This window comes from Mucilaginibacter sp. P2_A5, from assembly GCF_056404995.1.
In genome coordinates this window covers 1-22,986 of the sequence record NZ_JBFUCY010000028.1, presented here as the reverse complement: position 1 = coordinate 22,986, position 22,986 = coordinate 1, and the positions used below count along the sequence as shown (strand labels likewise).

Genomic DNA, 22,986 nt, shown 5'->3' with positions numbered 1-22,986 from the left:
AGGGATATTGATTAACCAAATTTGGATAGGTAAAAGCGCGATTAAGCCCTTACATAACTATTTAATTAAAAATTATCGCTTATAATTGGCTATAACACAACAACAAAATGATTGTGTATAAAGTACACAATTGTAATTATTATAATTAAATAATCAAAGTATTTTTGTAGAATAGCAAAAATGTTGACCAAAGAAGAACTTATTGAGTACAGCGACGAGGCCCGTAAAAATTACCTCGAGCATATTTCTATTGATTGCGTTGTTTTTGGCTTTCACGAAGGCCAGATGAAAATACTCGTGCTTAAAAACATAGGGGAAGAAAAGTGGTACCTGCCCGGTGGCTTTGTGCTTAAGCGAGAACCCATTGAAATGGCCGCAAACCGCATCTTAAAAGAGCGTACCGGCCTCGACCAGATATTCCTGCAACAATTTCACGTATTTGGCGATCCCGACAGGTCAAAAGTTCATAATGACATGTATGGCAGTATGCTGCCGCCGGAACAAAACTGGTTTTCGGGCCGTTTTTTGACTATAGGATATTATGCGCTGGTTGATTTTTTTGAAGTTAACCCACAACATGATAAATTTTCGGAATTATGTACCTGGCGCGACCTGGATGACATGCCGTCATTGGAGCTTGATCACGAACTGATATTTAAAACCGCCCTTGATACCTTGCGCCTTCAGCTAAACTATCAACCCATTGGTTACAACCTGATGCCCAAGGAGTTTACCATGCCCGAACTGCAAAAACTATACGAAACCATCCTGGACAAAAAGCTGGACCGCCGCAACTTTCAGCGCCGGATTTTAGGCTTTGGCATCCTGAACCGTGCCGAACAGCCCCGCAAAGGAGGCGCCCATAAAGCACCTTATTTGTATTCGTTTGATTTGGAAGGCTATAAACACGCGCTGACAGAGGGTTTTAAGGGAGGATGGTAATTTTTAATTATTGAATTGGTGAATTAGTGATTTAGTGAATTGGGCCTTAAGTAAGATCTTATTCGAATGTCATGCTGAGTGGTAAAATCCGGGTACTCTGAAGGAGAAATGACATTTAAAAATAAACGACTGTCATCCTGAGTGGTAAAATTTCGCGAAATTCTGAAGGGAGAATGACATACAAAAATAAAAGACTGTCATGCTGAGGAACGAAGCATCTATTCGCGAACTTTTATCGGTTATGGATAGCTGATAGATCCTTCGCACCTGCCATTGACACATTTATAACTAACTGATTATCAATGCCAAAATTTGTCATCTGCAATGCCATTATTTGTGCGCAAATAAAACTTACTCAGGATGACAGGAAAATCGAACATGTCATGGATAGGTACCAAGCATTTACTCACAAACTTTTCTGTCAGGTATGCACAGCTGATAGATCCTTCGTACCTCAGGATTAGAGTGAAATTGGAATTGTAAAATTTTGAAACAAGTTTAACCACTTGCAGGAATTCGTTAAAAACCTACTCCGCCAAATACTCCATCTTTACCTGCACATTCAAACTTTCGCTCATTTTGGCAAACTGCCCCGAGTTACGGGTAAAATCCGGATCGGTATCCATGTACATATTGGTAATTTTCACCATTTCGGGATGCTTATCGGTGCCAATATTATAGGTAAGGCCTTCACCGCTCTCTAAACTTTTTTTAAGCTCCAAGTACTGCTTACCTGTTATAATGATCATTTTTTCTGCGGTCATATGTTTGTTATAATTGGTAATACTTAAACGGGCACAAATGGTTTTAAGTTATGTAATATTTATGCATTAAAGCTGCTACGCCAACCGGGGTATATTCCTGTTTATTATATTTACGTCAAATATAGATATAAACTGCCTTCATGATCAACCTTAAAAAATTACTCCCGTTGGCTTTGCTCCTTGGCGGCACAATGGCATCGGCACAAATAACCTTACCTATAAATACCACCCTGCAAAAAACATATACCAAAGGCACACGCACTACCGGGGGCGCACCAGGCAAAAACTACTGGCAAAACACTGCCGACTATACCATAAAAGTAAACTTCGCCCCTAAAACGCTTGAAGTTAGTGGCACGGTTGGTATCGATTATATCAATAACAGTCCCGATACCCTTAAAAAGCTTGGTTTTAAACTTTACCCCAACCTATATCAAAAAGGGGCGCCAAGGGATGCGGCTATATCGCCAAATGATGTAAGCGACGGTGTTAAAATAAAGTCGATCACTTTGGATAATCAGCCTGTTGATAGTACCAAACGCCGCGTTAATGCTACCAATATGTCGTTAAGTGTTAAACCTATCAGCCCAAAACAAAAAGTACATTTAGATATTGCTTATGCATTCACCCTCAACAAAACCTCGCACATTCGCGGCGGGCAGGTTGATCCCGGAGCTTTTTTTATTGCCTACTTTTTTCCGCGGATAGCTGTTTATGATGACATTGACGGATGGAACGATTTTCCGTACACCGGTTCGCAGGAGTTTTACAACGATTTTTGCCATTTCAATGCCGAAATTACCGTTCCGGGCGATTACCAGGTTTGGGCAACCGGCAACCTGAAAAATGCAGATGAGGTTTACAATCCTAAATATGTAAAGCTGATAACCACCGCGGGCAGCGCCGATAAAGTTACAGATATTGTTACCGAAGCCGATGTAGCCGCAGGCGATATCACCAAAAAGAATGCTACCAACACCTGGAAATTTGAAGCCGACAGCGTTACCGACCTGGCCTTTGCTACCAGCAACCATTATATATGGAAAGCCAGCAGCCTGGTGGTTGACCCGAAAACGAACAGGCGTACCCGCGTAGATGCTGTATTTAACCCGGCACATAAGGATTACTTCGCGGTAGTTGATTATGCCCGCAAAACGGTGGAGTCCATGAGCTATAAGTTTCCAAAATGGCCTTTCCCCTATCCGCACGAAACCGTTTTTGACGGCCTTGCCCAAATGGAATACCCCATGATGGTGAATGACAACCCGTTGGAACAAAGCGAAGACGCGATAGAACTGACCGATCACGAGATCTTCCATACCATGTTCCCTTTTTACATGGGTATTAACGAAACCAAGTATGCTTTTATGGATGAGGGCTGGGCCACCATTGGCGAATGGCTCATCAGCCCTGACATTGACCCTAAAATAACCGACCTGTATGGCATCACTGCCGTCGAAAACTCGGCAGGCAGCGAGCAGGACGTACCTATCATGACCCTTACTCCCGCATTAACCGGCATTGCGGGCTTTACCGACAATTACCCAAAACCAGGCTTTGGCTACCTGTACGTAAAAGAAATGCTGGGCGACAAGCTTTTTACCAAAGCCTTGCACAACTATATTAACCTGTGGCATGGCAAGCATCCCATGCCTTATGATTTTTTTAATTGCATGAACACCGGCGCCGGTATTAACATGAACTGGTTTTGGAAAAACTGGTTTTTTGACAACGGCATTCCCAACCTGGCCATTAGCAAGGTTACGCATATGGCGCAAAAATATACGGTTACCGTTACCAGCATTGGCAACAAAGCAGTACCCGTGCACCTTACGATTTTTTATGCTGATGGCAGCAAACAAGCAGTAGGAACAAGTATAGCAGCCTGGGCAAAGGGAAACAAAACAACAACACTTAACTTTGTAGCCAAAGGCTCTATTAAGCAAATTACATTAGGTACCACTTACGATGTAGATTCGGATAAGAGCAACAACATTTGGAAACCGTGAAAGAGAGTATCAAGTAGTTAGTATCAAGTATCAAGACTTTTTTATAAGATACTGGGGATTATACTTTTAAATTGTTTCGACACCGCAGGATAGATTAGCAACACGTGTCGTCCTTGATATATGGGTTGCCGAAAAATAGGTTCGGAGCGATTATTTCTAACATTACACTTCATCAAAGTCTTGATACTTGATACTAACTACTTGATACTGTAAAACTAATGAGAGCAAAACTACCCATAGATAAAATTACCGAACCGGCAAGTAAGTTCATACACCAGGAACATACCAGTGGTATTGTGCTTTTCATCAGCGTTCTGGTGGCTATAATCTGGGTAAACTCTCCATTCGCGCATGCTTATCACCAGCTTTGGGATATTAAGTTTTCGCTTGGTTTTGGCGCGCATGTACTTGATCATTCCCTACACCTGTGGATAAACGACGGCCTGATGGCCATCTTTTTCTTTGTAATTGGCCTGGAGCTGAAGCGGGAATTTATGGCCGGCGAACTATCAACCTTAAAAAAAGCATCATTGCCCATGGTGGCCGCCTTAGGTGGAATGATAGTACCTGCCCTCATCTATTTCGTCATCAATAAAGGCGCAGCATCCGAACATGGCTGGGGCATACCAATGGCTACGGATATTGCCTTCGCGCTGGCTTTGTTATCTGTTGCAGGCAAGCATATCCCTTCATCGGTAAAGGTATTTTTATCTGCCCTGGCCGTAGCCGATGACCTGGGCGCTGTGTTGGTAATAGCTATATTTTACAGTTCGCATATCGATTTTGCGCCATTAACCGTAGGCGTTTGCTTGTTAACCATACTTTTGGCTGGCAATAAGCTGGGCATCCGCAGCATTATATTTTACCTGGTTATCGGCTTCGCGGTATGGGTGGCCTTTTTACTTTCGGGCGTGCACGCTACCATTGCCGGTGTGTTGGTTGCCTTTACCATACCTGCACGTACCCGAATTAACGAACAAAGTTTTGCCGGCAACCTGCGGAAACTTTTGGCCAACTTTGAACAGCAGATCCCCAATAACAGCACACTTACCACACCAGAACAGCACCATACTATCGAAAAAATAAAAAAACTAAGCGCCGACGCCGAAACACCCTTGCAAAAAATAGAGTATGGCTTACATCCCTGGGTTGCTTTTATGGTGATGCCGCTTTTTGCGCTGGCAAATGCAGGTATCATTATCGGCGGCAATTTCTTTTCTTCCCTGCTTAACCCGGTAAGTATGGGCGTGATGATTGGTTTAGTGGCCGGCAAATTCGTTGGTGTACTATCGGCCACCTGGCTTACGGTAAAATTTGGAGCTCAGCTTCCTGCAAACTCCAATTGGAAACAATTGACCGGTGTCGCCCTGCTGGCCGGTGTTGGTTTTACCATGTCACTTTTTATATCCGGCCTGGCATTTAGTCATATTGAAATGGTTGACCAGGCTAAATATGGCATTTTATTAGCTTCGTTGCTGGCCGGGATCCTTGGAGTAATTGTGTTGAAGAGATCGTAGATTTTAATGCATGATTGGTGCTTAATTCCCCTACGCCCCTTATTTGTATTTAAGCAGCCATTAAATAAATGTGTTAAAGCTTTTCTATTTCTTCGATAGAAAGTTTAGTGGTTTTTGCAATAAATTCGATTGCTAAGCCTTCTTTTTTAAGTTCCCGTGCAATTGCTTTAGCTTGTTCAAGTTTACCTTTTTCTATACCTTCGTTCACGGCATAATCCAACACATTTTTATTATCCCACTTGTATTTTAAGCTGCTATCGTACATCTCTTTTTCCTCCTTTGTCAGATTAGTATATTCTGCAATACTGAATAATTTTTCAAATATGGGTTTCCGCAGGTAAGCCGGGATCTTATTCATTTGGCTAAGGTGTTTTAAAACATACAGCCATTTGTCAAGGTCGGTTTCCAGTTCGGCCTCCGTCTTTACAAGATTAATCAATTCAATATAAGTGTAGCCTAATTTATCGTAAAATATTTCACCCGTATGCCTGTTACACAGGCAAATATCATGCAGGTATTCATGTGCAGGCCTTGCTGCCAGTGTAAAATCTTCCAGCAAGGCCACCAGGTGTAAGCAAGCTATAATCCTGTAATTTCTTAATTCGCCGTTACAGCAAAATTAGCCAATGCCAGTGTACAATATAGCAATCCTGGTTCCCACAATCATCTAAAACGGCGAAGCCCTCAACGAAGTTAATCTGCACATCTGAAACTGCACATCTACAACTTCGCCAGCCTCACCACAATCACACTATGCCCTGCTAAAGTTTGCTTAAATTCTTTTTTAGTAGTTCCCATATCCTTATTCGCCCAGATATCGTGCAGCTTGTACGATGCTTTTGCAAAATCTATATCGATGTTATTGGCTTCGTTCTTTATAGCGTGATCGTTCCAGTTATAGGTTACCTGTTTTACAGACGTCGATCTGTTTAAAAAGCAAATGGCAACCTCATTATTAGTCAGTGGCTTTGCCCAAACCTCTAAACTATCGGCCTGGTAAATGCGCGATGCGGCAATGCCCAATACATCCTGGTCAATAGCTATGGCTGCTTTATTAGTCAGGATTGACTGTGTTTGGGGCGACATTTTACGTAAATCGTTACCGGCGGCTAATGGAGCGGCCAGCATACACCAAAGCGAGAAATGTGCTTTATCCTCGTTAAAGCTCATACCATTGCCTACTTCCAGCATGTCGGGATCATTCCAATGGTTGGGGCCGTTATATTTGGCAATTGCGGGCTGTTTATCTAAAATAGACATTACACTTAGTGCCGTCCAGTTGCCGTGGTGTTTATCTGTATCAAAACTGGCGGTGATATCGCCTGTGGTTCGGTAAAGCTCGCCCACGCCGCCTGCCCAAAGCCATGGCTGGTGGTTGCCCCATTCGCAAAGGCTGAAGGTAATTTCCCGGCCCGATGCTTTTAGCGCCTGGCTCATGGTGATGTAAGCTTCGCGGGCATTCAGGCTATCGGTATTACACCAATCGTACTTTAAAAAATCGACACCGTAGGATGCATATAAACGGGCATCCTGGTATTCATGCCCGCGGCTGCCGGGGTAACCCGCGCAGGTTTTGCTACCTGCACAGTTGTAAATACCAAACTTAAGCCCCTTAGAGTGTACATAGTCGGCAAAGGCTTTCATCCCGTTCGGAAACTTTTTAGGGTCGGCCACCAGGTCGCCATTTTTGTCGCGTTCCATGGTCATCCAGCCATCATCCAGCACAAAATACTTATAACCTGCATCGCGCATGCCCGTTGATACATAGGCATCAACCATGCCTTTCAGCAAGGGTTCGTCAATATTGGTCTGGAAAGTGTTCCAGGTATTCCAGCCCATAGGCGGTGTTGGTGCCAAATTACCAGCCTTATTTGCCGAGGCGTCTTTTGCTATCGCGACAGGTGCCGCAGCATCTGTGGTTTGCGCTATCGAGTTTCCGTAAGCTCCAATACTTAGCAGTACAACGGCCGTTAATTGTTTATATATTTTCATATGATGGTACTATGGTTAATTCGTTTAATAAGCTCTATACAAGCCCGGCTATTGTGATAGGGGCATTTCCACAGGCCAACTTTATCTTCGCCGCGCATTATACTGCCATCGGCTTTTATCCCCCAAAACCACTCCCCATTTTCATGATCGAGGATCTTATCCTTCACAAAAGCCCAGGTTTTTATGGCGATGTCAAGATATTTTTGATCGCGGCTTATTTGCCACGCGTTAAAAAAACCTACCATCGCTTCGGCTTGTACCCACCAATGTTTTTCTTTAACAAGGTGATCTTCGGTTGGTTCAAATTCATACCATAACCCTCCATCCGTATCCAAGCCCTCAATGGTAGCATCGGCTACCTGTATGCACATTTCTTCAATATCCTCTTCCCATTCAATATCATTTATTACCTCGGCGGCTTCCAGCAAAAGCCAGGTGGCCTCAATATCATGCCCGTACGATATGGTATCCGATTTTCGGTTCCAGTCTTCATCAAAAAACAATACCAGGTGATTGGTTTCCGGGTCGATAAAATGATCGAAAAAATTGCCTATCAAGGTTTGAATCTGAATCCTCAGCTTCTTATCCGGCCAAATTCGGTATAGGTTGGTGTAAGCTTCCAATACATGCAAATGGGTGTTCATGGTCTTTTTTTCGTTGGCATCTTTGGCGCTCAGTCGTTGGTCGCCAAGGGGCTGCCAGTCGCGGGCAAAGGCCTCCGTGTAGCCCGTTTTATCAGCATCATAGCTTTTTTTAACCAGTAAATGATATAGGCTGATAGCCCGATCCCTGGCTTCCTTTAAGCCCGACGCCCTATAGTATTCACTCAGCGCGTAAATGGTAAAGGCGCTGGCATAAACCTGTTTTTTTGTATCCAGTTTTTCGCCCCGATAGTCAACAGACCAGTATACTCCGCCAAATTCCGGATCGATAAAATTCCGGCAGATGTATTCATAAGCCCGGTGCGCCATTTGCAACGCTGCATTCTCGGGTTGCAGGTTATAAGCCGCCGAAAAGCTCCACAGTATCCTTGCGTTTAATACGGAACCTTTAGGTGCATCGGGATTAGCGTTATTGTCGTTATCTATTTGGCCTAAAAAACCGCCGTAAGCTTCGTCGGGCGTGTGTTTTTGCCAGTAGGCAATGATGTTGTGTAGTTGGGCGACGAGCTCGGCCTGGAGAGTAGGCAATATCTTTTCAAGCTCCTCTTTTGAGCGGAGATGCGATGGATGCCTTGGTTGCGATGGTGTACTATCCGTCATTATTTAGCAGCGACTTGCTCCGACAGGAGCTACCTGTTTGTAGAAATACCAACCAAATTATCATTTGCCTCGTAAAGGCTACCCATCGCCGATATAATTGTCGGCTATGCAAATTCAGGGGTGGCACCTACGACGCAAAATACTTTTTGTTATTTATATGCTACAAACAGGTAACTCCTACGGAGTATCTTAGCCTTTTTTATCTTAAACTAATACTACAAATGTTATGCGTTGTATTGGGCGATCTCCTTATTCCTATCAATAATCCCATAAATCGCATCTACCGAAGTTGACGACTTAAAGCCATCTGCAGGAGTATTCACCACGTAGTCAATCAGCTTATCAACTGTGGTGGTAGCCACATGCATCCGGGTATCCGACGATGCATAGTAAATATACACCGGACCATCTTCATCGGCAATCCAGCCGTTGCAAAAAACCACGTTTGATACATCGCCGATACGTTCCTCGCCTTCGGGCGCTAAAAAATAACCTCCGGGTTTGTGCACTACTTTGGTCAGGTCATGCAAATCGGTCATGAACATGTACAGTACATAACGCAGGCCGGCGGCAGTATTGCGTACCCCATGTGCCAGGTGCAGCCAGCCTTTAGCGGTTTTAATAGGTGTTGGGCCCTGGCCGTTTTTGGCTTCGTAAACGGTATGGTAATTTTTATTGTGGATGATGGTTTCCTGGTCGATTACCGCGTTTTCCATGCTGCCTGTGAGGCCAAAGCCGATGCCGCCGCCGGTACCCGCGCTGATAAAACCATCCTGAGGACGGGTATACAGGGCATATTTGTCATCCACAAACTCCGGGTGCAAAACCACGTTGCGCTGTTGCGGCGATTTAGTCTTCAAATCGGGCAGGCGCTCCCAGCTTACCAGGTCCTTAGTACGGGCGATGCCACAGGCCGCGATGGCCATAGATTGATCATGGGCCGGCGCTTCGGGGTCGCGACGCTCGGTGCAAAATAAGCCGTAAATGTAGCCGTCCTGGTGCAGGGTTAGGCGCATATCGTAAACGTTGGTATCCGGTTCGCCGGTTTGTGGCAGGTTGATGGGATAATCCCAAAAAGTAAAATTGCTGATGCCGTCGGGACTTTCGGCTACGGCGAAAAACGACTTACGGTCTACCCCTTCTACCCTAACCACCAACACATATTTGCCGTTGAATTTGATAGCGCCTGCATTGAATGCAGCGTTGATGCCAAAGCGCTCCATCAGGTACGGATTAGTCCCCGGGTTAAGATCATACCGCCAGTTGATGGGAGTGTGCGCCGCGGTTAACACCGGATTTTTATACCGGTTAAAAACGCCGTTGCCCGCACCTGCTACCTGGTTTGGCTTGTTTATGAGTTGTTGCTGCTCCTGTTGCAGCAGGGCCAGCCTTTGTTTAAATTCAGGGGTCATAGCTATTATGTTGTCAATAATCTTTTAGTTTATTCCACCAGGTTTTTTTCAGTATCAGCATGATAACGGCCAGCAACCCCGCTGTAACCGCCAATGATAGCTTTTGGTTGAGGATAAGGTACATAGGCAGTATGGTGAGGCATAATTGCCCTATGGTACCTATCACCACGTTAAACATATTGAGCTTAAAGTTTTTGTTGGGCACAAAACTATCATCACCGGCCATTACCAGTTTTTTTACCGGGCCCCAGGCCCCCCATGGCCTTACATTGCTGTAAAAGGCTGTTAATACGCCCATATCTGTCGGCGCGGTTGCGTAAGAGCCGATAACCGAGCCCGCCAGCGATATTAAAAACAACAACGGGAACCAGTACAATAACCCGCCAGGCGGGATAAGTAGCGAAAACACCATGGCCGAAACAATGCCCGACAGCATGCCGAAGAAAAAACCGCTGGCATTGAAGCGCCACCAATGCCATTTTAATACGTTGGACGCCACATAGCCGCCATACAGGGCCGATACTATCCATTGCAGCACACTGTTTACATCGCGCACAAAAAAGCCGAGGATAACCCCTACTGCCACCACAGTTACACCCACCAGGTAATTCATGGTTATTATATTTTTGGTGGATGCTTTAGGATTAAAATATTTAAGATAGATATCGTTAACAATATATGCCTGTGCCGCGTTCATAGTACCGCTGAATGTACTCATGAAGGCACCTAACAAGCCCGCCAACAGCAGGCCTACCAGGCCAACGGGTAAAAAATTATTGATAACCGCGGGCAAAATCCTTTCAAAATCAATACCCCCTGTGGCATCCTCCAGGTTCATTTCGCGGTAATACAGCAAACCCAGGATGGTTAAACTTACAATGAGCGAATAACGGATGGGCAACAAAATAATGCTTACAAAACCGCTCATTTTACTGGCATCCTCGGGCGAGCGGGTTGACAGTATCTTCTGCATATCATAATTAGGTGCAGGCCCGGCCAGCGCGGCGAAAAAACCCTTGAAGGTCATCATCATAAAAAACAACGCGAACAGCGAATAACCGTCGTCGTTTATCTTTTTATTTACCTCGTTAACGATGCCCGACCAATTCAAATCCAGGTGTTTGCCAAAAAACGGGCTAAACCACCCATCCGGTACATTCAGGCTGTGGCCGGCTAATTTATGGGCAGCGATAAAACCAATCCAGATACAGGCAACCGTCATCACACTGTACTTGACCATATCGCCCAAAACGATGCTGTGCATGCCTCCCAAAATGGAATAAAACATGGCAAACAACGTGAATACGATACCATACAAATGCGGCACATATTGCGGTGCAACGTTAAACGGCACATATCCTTTTACCAAATCCCAGGGGATAAATATCTCGATAAACTTGCCCAGCCCGATAAACCCATAAGCCAAAAAACCCAGGCAACTTAACAACGCGAATGCTATAACCACCAAATGCGAAGCATGTACGCCCGGCCCGGTTTTACCAAAACGGGTAGCCAGCCACTCGGCCCCGGTGGCGGCGTTGGAGCGGCGCAGCCAGCGCGACAGGTACATCATCAAAAACACCTGGTTAAATACCGGCCACAACCAGGGGATCCAGATACTTTTCATGCCGTATACAAAGCACAGGCTCACCATCCACATGGTACCGCTGATATCAAACATGTCGGATGCATCGCTTAAACCCAATTTATACCAGGGCAGCGATTTGCCGCCAAGCATGTAGCTTTCCTTGTTTTCGCGGGCTTTTTTACGATACCACAAACCAATAAAAATGGTGCTCAGCAGGTACAGAACGATGATGGCGATATCTACTAAGTGGAGCTTCATTCTCTTAATTTGAAAATTTGAGGATTTGAAAATTTGAAGATTTTCAAAATCTCGTCAAATTATTAATTGGCGTATTCAAAAGTGGGTTTATAAAAGCTATTTTTATAATACTTTTTTAACCTATTATTTTATTTATCGATATCCTATCAACAAAACTTGCAAAATCATCGCTTTTTTCGGCATATAATAACCAATCATTTTCGGATGCTTTTCGGGGTTCGTTGGACGTTGCTTCGGTAACCTTAAGGTGCTCGGCGGGGTGTTCGGAGGTACTCTTAACGGTTGACAAGTATCTAATGCGCACCTCTACAGAAACGATAATAACCACCAAAAGAGTCACAATTTTCATATCGAAAACATTGTTCTTCAATAGTACGCCAGCCCCGGAAATGCCCCATTTTCAAATCTTCAAATTCTCAAATTTTCAAATTAAATAAACACCCTGTTCCCCGTATACGTTTCCCTGAACTCCTTTGGGATGCACAGCTTTTTGCGTTTAAAAATGCGGTTAAAGTTGGAGATATTGTTAAAACCGCATTTATAAGCTATCTCGGCTATGGTGGCAGTCGAGTCTATCAGCATGCGGGAGGCATGGCCCAGGCGAATCTCGTTCAGGCTGTCAATGAAGGTTTTACCGGTGCGTTTTTTGATAAACCTGCTGAACGAGGCCTCGGGCATATTGGCTATTTTGGCTACTTCGGCAAGGGTTACCTGCTTGTTGTAGTTTACATTCATGTGCTCAAACACCTTTTCAATCCGGCGGCTGTTGTAATAAAATTTATCGTTGGCGAAGCTGGGATCCGATAACATCTTCATATTGCGCGAGATAGACAGATCATGCAGTATCGACATCAGCTCCAGCACCGAATCAAAGCCACTCTTTTTATCCAACCCCTGGATGCGGTCGCGTAAAGCCGTGATAGTCTCTGGCGAAAATACGATACCCCGCTGCGACCGCTCCAGCATACTTTTCACAAAACTTAACTGGTTGCGTTTCAATAGTTTTTCGTCAAACAAATCCTTATGAAACTGGATAGTTACCTCGGTAATCTCCTCGCTTTGGCATTGGTGGGTAAACCAGGCATGGTACAGGTTGGGGCCTATCAGCGCCAGCTCCAGCTCCTCTATCATCTCAATATGGCCCCCCACAACGCGCTTGGCGCCTTTGGCGTTGATAATCAGATTCAACTCATACTCGTCATGGTAATGCAGCGGAAAATCAAACTTCTTTTTAACCCTCGAAAAAATGGTAAAACAGTCGCTGGGGGTTAGCGGCGTAATCTCGCGCATTACATTATTGGTGATCATGATTCTTGAACCGATTTAAAAAGGCAACCAATGATACATATTTAACATCAGGATATCAAATAATTTACCTCTTTATAAGTTTTCAGTCCTTATTTACCTGGGATTTGCGCCAGCCGACGCAACAACAAAAAATTGTTACCGGTTAAAAAACAGTCCAAAAACTGAATTAAATGGCCCGGTATACATCAAAACCCTCTAACAAATGTTCAATTAATTCACACAAATACCTAATTAGTTTCAACAAAAACCACAAAAATATCCAAAAAAATTACAAAAAAATAACGCTTTTTTTAACCGCCTGTTGCATTCATATAAATTTTAACTTTTAGGTTTGCACCAGGCAAATTTTAACTTTTAACCTTTTGAGTCAGTTCATAAAATATACCCCGTTCAGGCTAAAATTAAATTAAGGATAGTCATAGTAATTGATGGCATTATAATTGACCTGTTTCAAGTCCGAAGTCGAAAGCCCAAAACCGAAAAGTCGGAAGCTGACATTTGCAGACTTTTAATTTAAGACTCGGAACTTAAGACTTAGTACTCAGAACCTAAGACTTTAAACTCATAACTTAAGACTTAGAACTCATAACTATATAATGGATACCGCACAAAGCACCAAACCTACCATACGCAAAAGGGTAAACAAGTTTAAGCAAAGCATTACCGACTTCCTGATAAGCCTGTACCGCATAAACCAGTTTATCCTGCGCTTCTTCAGGGAGGCCTTTATGCCGCCGTTCGAGCTTAAAGAGGTTATGCGCCAGTGTTATGAGGTTGGCGTGCGCTCCTTCACCCTTATTACCGTAACCGGCTTTATTGTGGGGCTTATATTTACCAAGCAGTCGCGCCCGTCGCTATCACAGTTTGGGGCCACATCATGGCTGCCTTCGCTGGTATCTATAGCTATTATGCGGGCGCTGGCGCCATTGGTTACGGCGCTTATCGCATCGGGCAAGGTAGGCTCGGGCATTGGGGCCGAACTGGGCTCTATGCGGGTAACCGAGCAAATTGATGCCATGGAAGTATCGGGCACCAAACCTTTTAAATACCTGGTGTGCACCCGGGTACTGGCCACTACGCTTACCATCCCCATCCTATCTACCTATACCGGCTTTATAGCCATGTTTGGCGGTTATTTAAATGTGGCCCAAAACGAGGGCACCACCTGGACCACCTTTATACAGGAGTTTTTTGATCCCTTAACGTATACCGATTTTGTAGCCTCGCTTGTCAAATCCGTCGTATTTGGGTTTACCATAGGCATTGTGGGCTGCTACCAGGGCTACAACAGCAGCAAAGGTACCGAGGGCGTGGGCAAAGCCGCCAACGGCGCGGTAGTTACCGCCATGTTTTTGGTGTTTATTGAAGAAGTAATTATTGTACAGATAACCAGCTGGTTCCGTTAATCGATTTAACATGGAAAAGAAAATTGTAAACGCCGACCATAACAACCCTGTTATCACCATCCGGGGGCTCGAAAAAGCCTTTGAAGACTACCACGTACTCCGCGGTATCGACCTTGACCTGTACCAGGGCGAAAACCTGGTGGTACTGGGCCGCTCGGGTACCGGCAAATCTGTATTAATAAAAATCATATCCGGCCTATTAACGCCCGATAAAGGCGATATCACGGTATTGGGCCATAACTATGCCCAGATAAGCGAAAAGGAACTACAGGAACTGCGTATCCGCATTGGTTTCTCGTTCCAGAATAGTGCTTTGTATGATAGCATGACGGTGCGCAAAAACCTCGAATTTCCGCTGGTGCGCAACCGCAGGGGCATTAGCCGCCATGAAATTGATACCGCGGTTGAAACCGTGCTGGATGCTGTTGGCCTGTCGCAAACCATTAACCAGATGCCGTCCGAGCTTTCGGGCGGGCAGCGTAAGCGCATCGGCATTGCCCGTACCCTTATCCTGAACCCCGAAATTATGCTGTACGATGAGCCAACCGCCGGCCTGGACCCTATTACCTGCATCGAGATTAACGACCTGATTAACGAGGTACAGCAACGTTTCAACACTTCATCCATTATTATTACACATGATTTAACCTGCGCCAAACAAACCGGCGACCGCATTGCTATGCTTTTAGACGGCCGGTTTCAGCGCACCGGCAGTTTCGACGAGGTATTTGATACCAACGACAGCCGGGTTAAACCGTTTTACGACTATAACTTTATCCAATAAAAGATACATTACACCATTATTATGGACGCATCAGAAAATAAAAAAGCAATCACCGTAGGCCTGTTCCTAGGCCTCGGCCTCATATTGTTTATCGTTGGCATTTTTACCCTTGGCGGCCAGCAAAAGGCCTTTGTAAAAAACATCAGGCTCAGTTCGGTCTTCAGCGATGTGGCCGGGCTTAAAAAGGGCAACAACGTTTGGTTTTCGGGCGTAAAGGTGGGCACCATCAGCTCCGTGCGCTTTGAAGGACCATCGCAGGTGCGGGTGTCCATGAGTGTGGACCAGGCAACCCAGCAATACATCCACCGCAACGCGCAGGCCAAAATAAGCAGCGATGGACTAATAGGCAACAAGATCATTGTAATTGACGGCGGCAGCCCCCAGGCCCCCGAAGTACAGGATGGCGACGTACTACAGGCCGAAAAACTCCTCTCTACAGATGATATTCTGAAAACCCTGCAGGACAACAACCAAAACCTGCTGGCCATAACCGGCGACTTTAAAACCCTTAGCCACCAGATTTTACAAGGCAAAGGCACCATTGGCGCGCTGATGGCCGATAATACCATGGCCCTGCAGCTGCGCGCCGCCATGAAAAACCTGCAAACAGCCACGCAAAACGCCGCGGTAATGGCCGCGTCGTTAAACACCTTTAGCAATAAGCTAAACACCAAAGGCGGTTTAGCAGATAAAATGCTGACCGATACGGCCACCTTTAACCACATCCGCATGGCCGTAAACCAGCTGCAACAAGCGGCAAACAACGCCAGCACCCTCACCAACAACCTGAACAAAGCCAGCGACAAACTTAACCGTACCGACAACGCCCTTGGCGTACTCCTAAACGACCCCAAAGCCGCCGTTAAAGTACAAACCACCCTCGACAACCTCCAACAAAGCTCCATCAAACTAAACGACGACCTGGAAGCCGCCCAACACAACTTTTTCCTGAAAGGTTTTTTTAAGGACAAAGCCAAAAAGGCGAAGGCGGATAGTTTGAAAAAGGCGGGGCAGTAGCCCCCTCTAAATCTCCCCCGGAAGGGGAGACTTTAATTGCACAAATCCGAGGATATTTGCAGAGAAATTGATTTACCCGGTTCCAGCCAAAAATTCCGTAGCTGTTCGCAGGCTAATATCCCTTGTCATGCTGACGAAGGAAGCATCTATTAATGAACTTTTTCACCATCGGAAAGCGAAGGAAATTATTGCACCCTTACGCACCGAACAGCCAGGCAGTCCTGTCTTGGTTCCTGATTCTTGACTCTTGATTCTTTTCCTGCCGTTGCCTGCGGCCCGCGCTTTACACTCATACGCGCACATGGCCTTAGGCGCGGGCCGGTATCCGTTTCAATCGCTAACGGGAGACGCGGGAATCGTGAGTTTGATTTGATTAGGTAACAAGATATATGTGCGATAGTGAGGTTATTAAGTTTTTCACCTTTAGATGTTAATAATCGACGTTGTGTGGAAAGATTTATTTCCGGTCACGTTTTTGACAAAACCGAACGTTAAATGCGTTTAAATAACGGTTTTGATTTTGGGAAAAACTACAATTACCCCGCCAATCTCAAAACCTCAAAAAGCGAAGGTTATAGTACTTATCTTTATGTAATCAAAAAAATAAGCTATGACATTAACAGCAAAAGAACTATTGGCAAATCCGTTTTCTTCGGATAATGGACAGTTTGAATTCAGATTTGAATTTGAGACATCACTACTTTATATTACAAAACTGTTTGATGGAACAAAGAAGATTTATCCTATCACAACCTATTGTGATAGCGGAAAGGAGTATGTTAGAATCAATAACATCATTTCAAAACCTGCTACCAAAATGTATGAGTTCTTATCATCAATTTATGATGTGGAGTATTCTTTAAGAAGCAAAGAAGATTCCTTCTTAGCATCAGTCAATGAATTAGGTGAATCTATGACCACGATAAACGGAAATTTCACTTATAAGTTTAACTTCACGAAAAAGGAATTTGGTAATTTCACATTAACTGACAACCGCAAGTGGGAAACAAACGGCGGTAATTTTTCCTTACTATTCAGTACCGAGTCAAACAAATGGCATCTCAGTTTTGAGTCTAATTACATCATAAAAACGAATTTGGGGGAAATGAGTTTAATGGGTGCTGATATGGATAACCTATCCAATTACATTAATAAAATTTCCAACTAATAATTTACTTTCCAGTTTTTGGGTATTCTATAAAAGAGCAAACTATTTATCTGAAAGAGATAAATGGCAAAGCTTTCAAAACAAGAAATTAAAGAATCCGTTGTCCGTAGAGTTCCGTTGTTCGAATGTCTTCGACTTCGAACGCATATGCCTTTAGTTTGCAGCTACCTTGATACGCAGCTAAATCCGCATAAACAAAAAGTCAATACAAGCATCGGAATTCAGCGTTAACAGATTAATAATTACTATTGTAGTATAATATGGTATGCAAATTGTATTACCTTTGCGTAGTACTTTAAATCCTACATGAATAAAGCAGAAGCTGTAACAGGTATATCATTAAGCCAATGGGAAGTTGTTAAACCTAACGACACTTCATTGTACTATGATTGTGATGCCATTATTGAAGCCTATTTTAAAGGTAAGGCCGATGGCCTGGCCCAGCAAGATAAGCTATCTTTACACCAATTTTCTGAAAATTTTGAATTAGCTCAAAAAAATATAATTGAAGCGCTAAATCAAGTTGAAAAAAATGGCTTTATTCCTCTTGGCGCATATCTCAAATTCAGATCGTTATTTTCTTTTAAAGCCATCCTTTTAGTAAAAGAGGAAGATTTTATTAACGGGTTGTTTTTAAAAAACTACGTTTTTTTGGCAAAATTTGAAAAAGAAATCCAATCAGATTTTTATACTTTAAAATTTTCTTTTTTGAATGGTATCCCGGATGCTTTAGACGAAGATTTAATGAGCGATGGATTTAAGATAAAATTTACCCCGGTACATGAGGCTGAAGCACGCTGAACATAACGAAGAGTTATGTTTAATCATAAACGCACTTCCTGGTAATAAATATAATGATTGGGTTGTAACCACAGCCTTTTACTCGTGCATACATCTTGTGGAACACAAGTTATTTCCACTTGAAGTAAATGGAAAAACGTACAAAAATTTCAACTCCTATTATCACGCTTTTTTTGTAAATACCAACAATTCATTAAGTAAGCACGAAGCAAAAATTGAATTGGTAGATGTTTACATCGCAACCGTTTCAAGTAATTACCGGTGGCTGTTTGATGCCTGCATGAATGCAAGGTATAAAAACTATATCGTAAGCGATATGATAGCTACTATCGCAATTCAAACTCTAACACTCATAAAAAAAGCTTGTATTTAGTATTCCGCTTTCATTAGCGCTACTCCCCCATGTTGCGTGTTGTCACCAACAGGCCAATTATTGTCGATAAAGAATAGTTTTAGGGATACCTTTTAACGAATTTGCTCCCCCCGCTGCTCTAAGTCTCTGCCGAACAACACTGAACAAAAAGTTACATCAAACAACCCTATATTATCAGTTTTTTCAGAACTCATAACTAAGCCCGCCCTGGAATATAAATGAGTTCTGACGATAGGCTACATTGGCTACCCGGTCGTTTAATTTGCCGAATCCGTCGAATGGTACTTTTTGATCCATATTAAATGTTTCCAGCCTTTGCAAAAAAGTATGGCCGGCAACCAGGTTCAATTTCCATCGCCTGCTAAGTTTAAGGTCGTAAATGAGTCCTGCACTATTTTGCCTCAAATGTATATATTGATCTTTTGCGTCGCCGTTCAGGCGGTACATGCTGCCGTTGAGCGACGCTGTAACACCCAGTGATTGCATTGCCGACAGCTTATACTTTAAAGAAGCCCTGGCAGGTATAATGCCCGTAAGGCTTAGCCTGTTGCTAATCGTCCAGTCGATATCAGGTAATGGCAACAGAAACTTACCCGAATAGTTGCTGGTATAAACAAGCGTGACGCCGTATTTGAAAGACTTGCCCTGGCGAAAGCCTACCCGTATACCGGCAGTGTACAGAATATCCTCGGCACCGATACTCTGCTTAAAGTCGGAACCAACAGTTGCCAAACCCACAAAACTGATACTGGTGCTGCGCGAAAGCGAATAATTTACCAGCAGGGGAATGGTGATGGAATGAAATTGGTTGCCGCCTATATTTTGCCCGCCCGAAAGAAAAAGTCCCTGGTAGCGGACGCCTGTTTTTATCAAAATAGGATGAGGTGCCGAAAAATCTTTATACACAGGTAAACCCACATCTACAATAGGTTGCTGTATGGTAAGGGTATTTGCGCCGGCATCAACCGGGGCTATACTATTGGTTACTGTGACACCAACCAGCAGGGGTGCTGTAGTAGTTAATTTTTTGTGCATACTGCTGCTATCGGCGCTTTGGCAATAGCTGAGTATAGGCAATAGCATGCCCATAAGAAAAAAGCTTCTTTTCATTTTTTGTCGATATGTTTGTTGGATGAAAGGGTAGTTACGTTAGCAAGGGGTAACTACACCAATTAATTTCAGCATTGTTTTGTCAAATTCTTTTCTTTCCTCTTCTATTAGTTCTGCAGATAGCACCGCGTCAAATTTCGCAAGGATACCGTCGGCCTGTTTTGCCACACTGTCGCCGCTTGCCGTCAATTTTACATAGGTTTTGCGCTTATCAACGGTATCAGGGATTACCTCCACAAAATCTTTTTTGAGTAAAACTGATATCGTTCTGTTAACTGAAGCTTTATCGCGCCCCAGGTCTGTACTGATCGTTTTTTGAGATGCCCCGCCTGAGTAATACAGCACCATCAAAACCGGTACCTGGTCCATCTGAAGCGGAAAGTTGTGTCCACTGAAAATTTTGTCACATTCTTTATATACCCTATGATAAAGGGCGCCTATTTGTGCTACCAGCGAAGGCGGGACAGGATGTTCAACTTTACGATTCATGATACAAATGTATAAATATTGGTTGATATATCAACCAATATTGAAAAAACTTTCCACTACATCACTCCCTCCGTTGATACTGAGGGGCGAAGCATTTAAAATATCGAATGCATCTTAATTCTTGACTCTTACATCTTGACTCTTTTCCTGCCGTTGCCTGCGGCCCGCGCTTTACACTCATACGCGCACAAGGCATTAGGCGCAGGCCGGTATCCGTTTCAATCGCTAACGGGAGGATGCGGGAATTATGAGTTAGGGCTTCCAACAAAATCGTGATTTACAGGCGGCGACAGGCGACAGGGTTTATATTTACACAATTATTCTGTATTTTTGATTGAACAGTAATATCAGCAACAATGCAAACAACTTACAGACTAAAGGCGCAGGAGATCAGCATGGCATTTCTGAAATCCCTGAAAACAATGTTTGCCGGGCAGGAAGTCGAGATAACTGTAAAATCTGTAGACAGTCCTCAAAAAAAATCGGCCAGCCCTGTAAACAGCAATTTACTGCAAATGATAAAAGACAACCGCAAGGCAGCTCCCGTAATTTCTCCGGATGTGGATATCAGGACATTAATTGATAATTCACACAACCCGGTTGGGGGCGAGTAGGATGAATTATATCGACACAGATGTATTGACCCATTCACTTGTCAATCAAAATTCAAATTTACATTTGAAGGTAAATGATATGATAGAAGATATGGTTACAACTCAAACTCTTCTCATATCCTGGCTCAGCATCCAGGAACTTGGATTTGTACTTGCCAAACTTGATCAGCCAACTTCGTTTATTACAACAAAATTAAACCAATTAATGTCATCGTCCCCCGTTCAATATGGTCTTGATGAATTTAAAAGGGCCATGGAATTGGCATTATCGATAGGATTTAAAGACTTTAATGACTGCCTGCACACCGCCATAGCCGAAAAACATTGCACAGACCTATACACCTGTAACTATAAGGATTTTAAAAGAATTCAACCGCTTACGAAACTAAATATACATTTTCTATAAATCTAAGAACGGGCAAAGTACGACTCCCCCGTTGATACTTAGGCACGAAGCATCTCATTAGAATATCGAGTGCATCTTGATTCTTGACTCTAATCTCTTGATTCTTTTCCTGCCGTTGCCTGCGGCCCGCGCTTTACACTCATACGCGCACATGGCATTAGGCTCGGGCCGGTATCCGTTTCAATCGCTAACGGGGATGGGGAATTGCGGGTTAGGGTTTCCAACAAAATCGTGATTTGCATGTGGGGCACATGGGACACGCGTGTGCCAGTTTTGGATGGAAAATTCACTCACGCAGTCCCCTCAGGGTCTCTCGGCAGAGGACCCTGAGGTAACCGATCATCTCGCATCAACGCGGCTTCGGGATTACGACCTGTGTGCAACCGCTCGGTCCTCTGCGAGAGACCCTCCGCGGGGACGGAAATCGAACAGCAGATTCGGGATTGTGTACCGTGACCAGTGGCGGGATGTATCTCCTGTATGTGAAATAGTTGATTTTTATTTTAGACCTAAATGAGAATGTTGCGGTTAAGAAAACCTTATCCTTATTGGCACGGAGCAAAAAAACTCAAAATGGATTTAGAAAAAATGTCAAACATATTAGGTGCTGAAACGGTTAAAAAAATCTACGATGACGGTCTATCTCAACCTGTCCAAGAGACTGGTAAAATGCTAACTGATTTTATTAAAGCTGCGAGACTTTTTACCGCTCCTTTTCAATTACTTGCATCCTATCAGGACAGATTAAGTAAATATTTTGAAAATATTAAAAATTCGGTTCCAGTAGAAAACCAAATAGAGGCACCCGCATCTTTAAGCGGGCCAATAATAGACCGATTAAAATATTTAGACGAACAAAATTATTTAACAAGCTTATATATCAATTTGTTGACGAGGGCAATAGATAAAGAAAGAATTAACGAAGCACATCCTGCTTTTTTGCATATAATTGACCAACTTTCCCCGGATGAAGTATTTCTATTGCATAAAATAAAGTACATCATTAATATTGACTATCAATGTATACTTGACTATGACGGCAATCAAAACATTCTCTCTAACCCCCGTATAACTGATATTGAATTTGATTTGCAAGAATTTGCTTTCCCAGAACACATTATAATGTACCTCGAACATTTAGAAAGTTTAAATTTAATTAACAACACGTTAATTTCGGGAGACGAAGTTAAAAACGAGTATATCAAGCAAATCAGAATCACGAAAACCGAATTTGCTAATTTATTTCTCAAAGCTTGTATTCCTGATAGCAACATACAAGCGTAATAAAATCCTGTTTACAAATGTGTGAGAGACTCCGCGGGGACGCCAAAGGCAAAGCCGCATCTAAATTAATTTAGCGATGATAACTGAAGGCTTCGCAATTATTAACAATTTCTGTACCCCGTCAGGGTCTCTCCAATGCTATTAAGTTAAGCTATTCAACCCCGTAGGGGTATAACATTTGTAGAAAAAATAGAAAAATAATGCTCCGTGCCGTAGGTACGGAACTTATGAAGCGTACCTACCTTTGGTCTTACAAAGACAATTTATCAGTAAATATTGTTGTTGTTGAAATGGGGGGTCTGGGGGGTGTTAAAAACTAAAAACTTTGTGGAAAACGTTATTATAAAAGGCAGGGTGAACTTTCGTACCTCCTATGTTTTTGAGAACTAAGTGCCGTATTAGTCCCTGCCTTTTATGATTGCCCAAGGCCCAGCTAGAATACTCTCTTTGCTTCAACAAAGGTAATTGGCAAAAGGCAATTT

The 22,986-nt window shown here is 43.5% G+C and carries 21 protein-coding genes and 1 pseudogene; 12 read left to right on the top strand and 10 right to left on the bottom strand.

What is annotated here, in order from left to right:
• Positions 1–180 precede the first annotated feature (180 nt).
• A complete protein-coding gene (locus tag AC1DXF_RS21965) occupies positions 181–942 on the top strand; it encodes an NUDIX hydrolase (RefSeq protein ID WP_477450848.1) in 762 nt (253 codons plus the stop codon).
• A gap of 527 nt (positions 943–1,469) precedes the next feature.
• On the opposite strand, the gene AC1DXF_RS21960 is transcribed toward AC1DXF_RS21965, so the two are convergent.
• Positions 1,470–1,706 carry a hypothetical protein gene (locus AC1DXF_RS21960; RefSeq protein ID WP_477450847.1) on the bottom strand — a complete coding sequence of 79 codons (237 nt, stop codon included), beginning with the start codon at positions 1,704–1,706 and terminating at the stop codon, positions 1,470–1,472.
• A 140-nt stretch (positions 1,707–1,846) separates the two neighbouring features.
• Between AC1DXF_RS21960 and AC1DXF_RS21955 the strand changes: the two genes are divergently transcribed.
• Both AC1DXF_RS21955 and nhaA read left to right on the top strand, forming a co-directional pair.
• Positions 1,847–3,715, top strand: coding sequence for a M1 family metallopeptidase (locus tag AC1DXF_RS21955; RefSeq protein ID WP_477450846.1), 1,869 nt, complete (start codon positions 1,847–1,849; stop codon positions 3,713–3,715).
• 218 nt (positions 3,716–3,933) lie between these two features.
• Positions 3,934–5,232 (top strand): Na+/H+ antiporter NhaA, encoded by a 1,299-nt coding sequence (gene nhaA, locus AC1DXF_RS21950; RefSeq protein WP_477450845.1) that lies wholly within the window; start codon positions 3,934–3,936, stop codon positions 5,230–5,232.
• A 73-nt stretch (positions 5,233–5,305) separates the two neighbouring features.
• On the opposite strand, the pseudogene AC1DXF_RS21945 reads toward nhaA, so the two are convergent.
• The 7 genes and pseudogenes from AC1DXF_RS21945 to AC1DXF_RS21915 form a co-directional block, all read right to left on the bottom strand.
• Positions 5,306–5,806, bottom strand: a pseudogene (locus tag AC1DXF_RS21945) (PD-(D/E)XK nuclease family transposase); the annotation flags it as partial.
• 146 nt (positions 5,807–5,952) lie between these two features.
• A complete protein-coding gene (locus AC1DXF_RS21940; protein WP_477450844.1) occupies positions 5,953–7,224 on the bottom strand; it encodes a glycoside hydrolase family 27 protein in 1,272 nt (423 codons plus the stop codon).
• Positions 7,221–8,486: an AGE family epimerase/isomerase gene (locus AC1DXF_RS21935; RefSeq protein WP_477450843.1), complete on the bottom strand. Its 1,266-nt coding sequence runs from the start codon at positions 8,484–8,486 to the stop codon at positions 7,221–7,223. The genes AC1DXF_RS21940 and AC1DXF_RS21935 overlap by 4 nt, the downstream gene beginning before the upstream one ends.
• Before the next feature lie 224 nt (positions 8,487–8,710).
• Positions 8,711–9,898, bottom strand: a complete 1,188-nt coding sequence (locus tag AC1DXF_RS21930; protein WP_477450842.1) for a glycoside hydrolase family 130 protein — start codon at positions 9,896–9,898, stop codon at positions 8,711–8,713.
• 13 nt (positions 9,899–9,911) lie between these two features.
• Complete coding sequence (locus tag AC1DXF_RS21925) at positions 9,912–11,744, bottom strand: sodium:solute symporter family protein (protein ID WP_477450841.1); 1,833 nt, start codon at positions 11,742–11,744, stop codon at positions 9,912–9,914.
• 115 nt (positions 11,745–11,859) lie between these two features.
• The gene (locus AC1DXF_RS21920; RefSeq protein WP_477450840.1) at positions 11,860–12,093 is read right to left on the bottom strand and encodes a hypothetical protein; all 234 of its coding nucleotides are present in this window, start codon (positions 12,091–12,093) and stop codon (positions 11,860–11,862) included.
• A gap of 80 nt (positions 12,094–12,173) precedes the next feature.
• The gene (locus tag AC1DXF_RS21915; protein WP_477450839.1) at positions 12,174–13,052 is read right to left on the bottom strand and encodes an AraC family transcriptional regulator; all 879 of its coding nucleotides are present in this window, start codon (positions 13,050–13,052) and stop codon (positions 12,174–12,176) included.
• A gap of 596 nt (positions 13,053–13,648) precedes the next feature.
• Between AC1DXF_RS21915 and AC1DXF_RS21910 the strand changes: the two genes are divergently transcribed.
• From AC1DXF_RS21910 to AC1DXF_RS21885, 6 genes are all read left to right on the top strand, one after another.
• The gene (locus AC1DXF_RS21910) at positions 13,649–14,458 is read left to right on the top strand and encodes an MlaE family ABC transporter permease (protein ID WP_477450838.1); all 810 of its coding nucleotides are present in this window, start codon (positions 13,649–13,651) and stop codon (positions 14,456–14,458) included.
• Positions 14,459–14,468: 10 nt separating this feature from the next.
• Positions 14,469–15,242: an ABC transporter ATP-binding protein gene (locus AC1DXF_RS21905; RefSeq protein ID WP_477450837.1), complete on the top strand. Its 774-nt coding sequence runs from the start codon at positions 14,469–14,471 to the stop codon at positions 15,240–15,242.
• A 21-nt stretch (positions 15,243–15,263) separates the two neighbouring features.
• Positions 15,264–16,259 carry an MlaD family protein gene (locus AC1DXF_RS21900; protein WP_477450836.1) on the top strand — a complete coding sequence of 332 codons (996 nt, stop codon included), beginning with the start codon at positions 15,264–15,266 and terminating at the stop codon, positions 16,257–16,259.
• 610 nt (positions 16,260–16,869) lie between these two features.
• Positions 16,870–17,427 carry a hypothetical protein gene (locus tag AC1DXF_RS21895; protein WP_477450835.1) on the top strand — a complete coding sequence of 186 codons (558 nt, stop codon included), beginning with the start codon at positions 16,870–16,872 and terminating at the stop codon, positions 17,425–17,427.
• Positions 17,428–17,733: 306 nt separating this feature from the next.
• Positions 17,734–18,228, top strand: a complete 495-nt coding sequence (locus tag AC1DXF_RS21890) for a hypothetical protein (RefSeq protein ID WP_477450834.1) — start codon at positions 17,734–17,736, stop codon at positions 18,226–18,228.
• A gap of 97 nt (positions 18,229–18,325) precedes the next feature.
• Entirely contained in the window at positions 18,326–18,601 is a 276-nt protein-coding gene (locus tag AC1DXF_RS21885; RefSeq protein ID WP_477450833.1) for a hypothetical protein, read from the top strand.
• A gap of 183 nt (positions 18,602–18,784) precedes the next feature.
• Here the strand turns inward: AC1DXF_RS21885 and AC1DXF_RS21880 are convergent, their stop codons facing one another.
• Together AC1DXF_RS21880 and AC1DXF_RS21875 are read right to left on the bottom strand one after the other, a co-directional pair.
• A complete protein-coding gene (locus tag AC1DXF_RS21880) occupies positions 18,785–19,711 on the bottom strand; it encodes a DUF6268 family outer membrane beta-barrel protein (RefSeq protein WP_477450832.1) in 927 nt (308 codons plus the stop codon).
• Between the two features lie 39 nt (positions 19,712–19,750).
• Positions 19,751–20,200, bottom strand: coding sequence for a MarR family winged helix-turn-helix transcriptional regulator (locus AC1DXF_RS21875; protein WP_477450831.1), 450 nt, complete (start codon positions 20,198–20,200; stop codon positions 19,751–19,753).
• A 356-nt stretch (positions 20,201–20,556) separates the two neighbouring features.
• Here AC1DXF_RS21875 and AC1DXF_RS21870 point away from each other — a divergent pair, with 356 nt between their 5' ends.
• From AC1DXF_RS21870 to AC1DXF_RS21860, 3 genes are all read left to right on the top strand, one after another.
• The gene (locus AC1DXF_RS21870; protein WP_477450830.1) at positions 20,557–20,814 is read left to right on the top strand and encodes a hypothetical protein; all 258 of its coding nucleotides are present in this window, start codon (positions 20,557–20,559) and stop codon (positions 20,812–20,814) included.
• 1 nt (position 20,815) lies between these two features.
• Entirely contained in the window at positions 20,816–21,220 is a 405-nt protein-coding gene (locus AC1DXF_RS21865; protein ID WP_477450829.1) for a type II toxin-antitoxin system VapC family toxin, read from the top strand.
• A 573-nt stretch (positions 21,221–21,793) separates the two neighbouring features.
• Positions 21,794–22,504, top strand: coding sequence for an Abi-alpha family protein (locus AC1DXF_RS21860; RefSeq protein ID WP_477450828.1), 711 nt, complete (start codon positions 21,794–21,796; stop codon positions 22,502–22,504).
• Positions 22,505–22,986: the final 482 nt, after the last annotated feature.

Bases quoted from the DNA above. Each gene is read 5' to 3' on its own strand.
- AC1DXF_RS21965 (WP_477450848.1), top strand. From the start codon at position 181: ATGTTGACCAAAGAAGAACTTATTGAGTACAGCGACGAGGCCCGTAAA.
- AC1DXF_RS21955 (WP_477450846.1), top strand. From the start codon at position 1,847: ATGATCAACCTTAAAAAATTACTCCCGTTGGCTTTGCTCCTTGGCGGC.
- AC1DXF_RS21865 (WP_477450829.1), top strand. From the start codon at position 20,816: ATGAATTATATCGACACAGATGTATTGACCCATTCACTTGTCAATCAA.
- AC1DXF_RS21915 (WP_477450839.1), bottom strand. From the start codon at position 13,052: ATGATCACCAATAATGTAATGCGCGAGATTACGCCGCTAACCCCCAGC.
- AC1DXF_RS21860 (WP_477450828.1), top strand. From the start codon at position 21,794: ATGGATTTAGAAAAAATGTCAAACATATTAGGTGCTGAAACGGTTAAA.
- AC1DXF_RS21875 (WP_477450831.1), bottom strand. From the start codon at position 20,200: ATGAATCGTAAAGTTGAACATCCTGTCCCGCCTTCGCTGGTAGCACAA.
- AC1DXF_RS21890 (WP_477450834.1), top strand. From the start codon at position 17,734: ATGAATAAAGCAGAAGCTGTAACAGGTATATCATTAAGCCAATGGGAA.
- AC1DXF_RS21900 (WP_477450836.1), top strand. From the start codon at position 15,264: ATGGACGCATCAGAAAATAAAAAAGCAATCACCGTAGGCCTGTTCCTA.
- nhaA (WP_477450845.1), top strand. From the start codon at position 3,934: ATGAGAGCAAAACTACCCATAGATAAAATTACCGAACCGGCAAGTAAG.
- AC1DXF_RS21910 (WP_477450838.1), top strand. From the start codon at position 13,649: ATGGATACCGCACAAAGCACCAAACCTACCATACGCAAAAGGGTAAAC.
- AC1DXF_RS21870 (WP_477450830.1), top strand. From the start codon at position 20,557: ATGCAAACAACTTACAGACTAAAGGCGCAGGAGATCAGCATGGCATTT.
- AC1DXF_RS21895 (WP_477450835.1), top strand. From the start codon at position 16,870: ATGACATTAACAGCAAAAGAACTATTGGCAAATCCGTTTTCTTCGGAT.
- AC1DXF_RS21905 (WP_477450837.1), top strand. From the start codon at position 14,469: ATGGAAAAGAAAATTGTAAACGCCGACCATAACAACCCTGTTATCACC.
- AC1DXF_RS21880 (WP_477450832.1), bottom strand. From the start codon at position 19,711: ATGAAAAGAAGCTTTTTTCTTATGGGCATGCTATTGCCTATACTCAGC.
- AC1DXF_RS21940 (WP_477450844.1), bottom strand. From the start codon at position 7,224: ATGAAAATATATAAACAATTAACGGCCGTTGTACTGCTAAGTATTGGA.
- AC1DXF_RS21960 (WP_477450847.1), bottom strand. From the start codon at position 1,706: ATGACCGCAGAAAAAATGATCATTATAACAGGTAAGCAGTACTTGGAG.
- AC1DXF_RS21925 (WP_477450841.1), bottom strand. From the start codon at position 11,744: ATGAAGCTCCACTTAGTAGATATCGCCATCATCGTTCTGTACCTGCTG.
- AC1DXF_RS21920 (WP_477450840.1), bottom strand. From the start codon at position 12,093: ATGAAAATTGTGACTCTTTTGGTGGTTATTATCGTTTCTGTAGAGGTG.
- AC1DXF_RS21935 (WP_477450843.1), bottom strand. From the start codon at position 8,486: ATGACGGATAGTACACCATCGCAACCAAGGCATCCATCGCATCTCCGC.
- AC1DXF_RS21930 (WP_477450842.1), bottom strand. From the start codon at position 9,898: ATGACCCCTGAATTTAAACAAAGGCTGGCCCTGCTGCAACAGGAGCAG.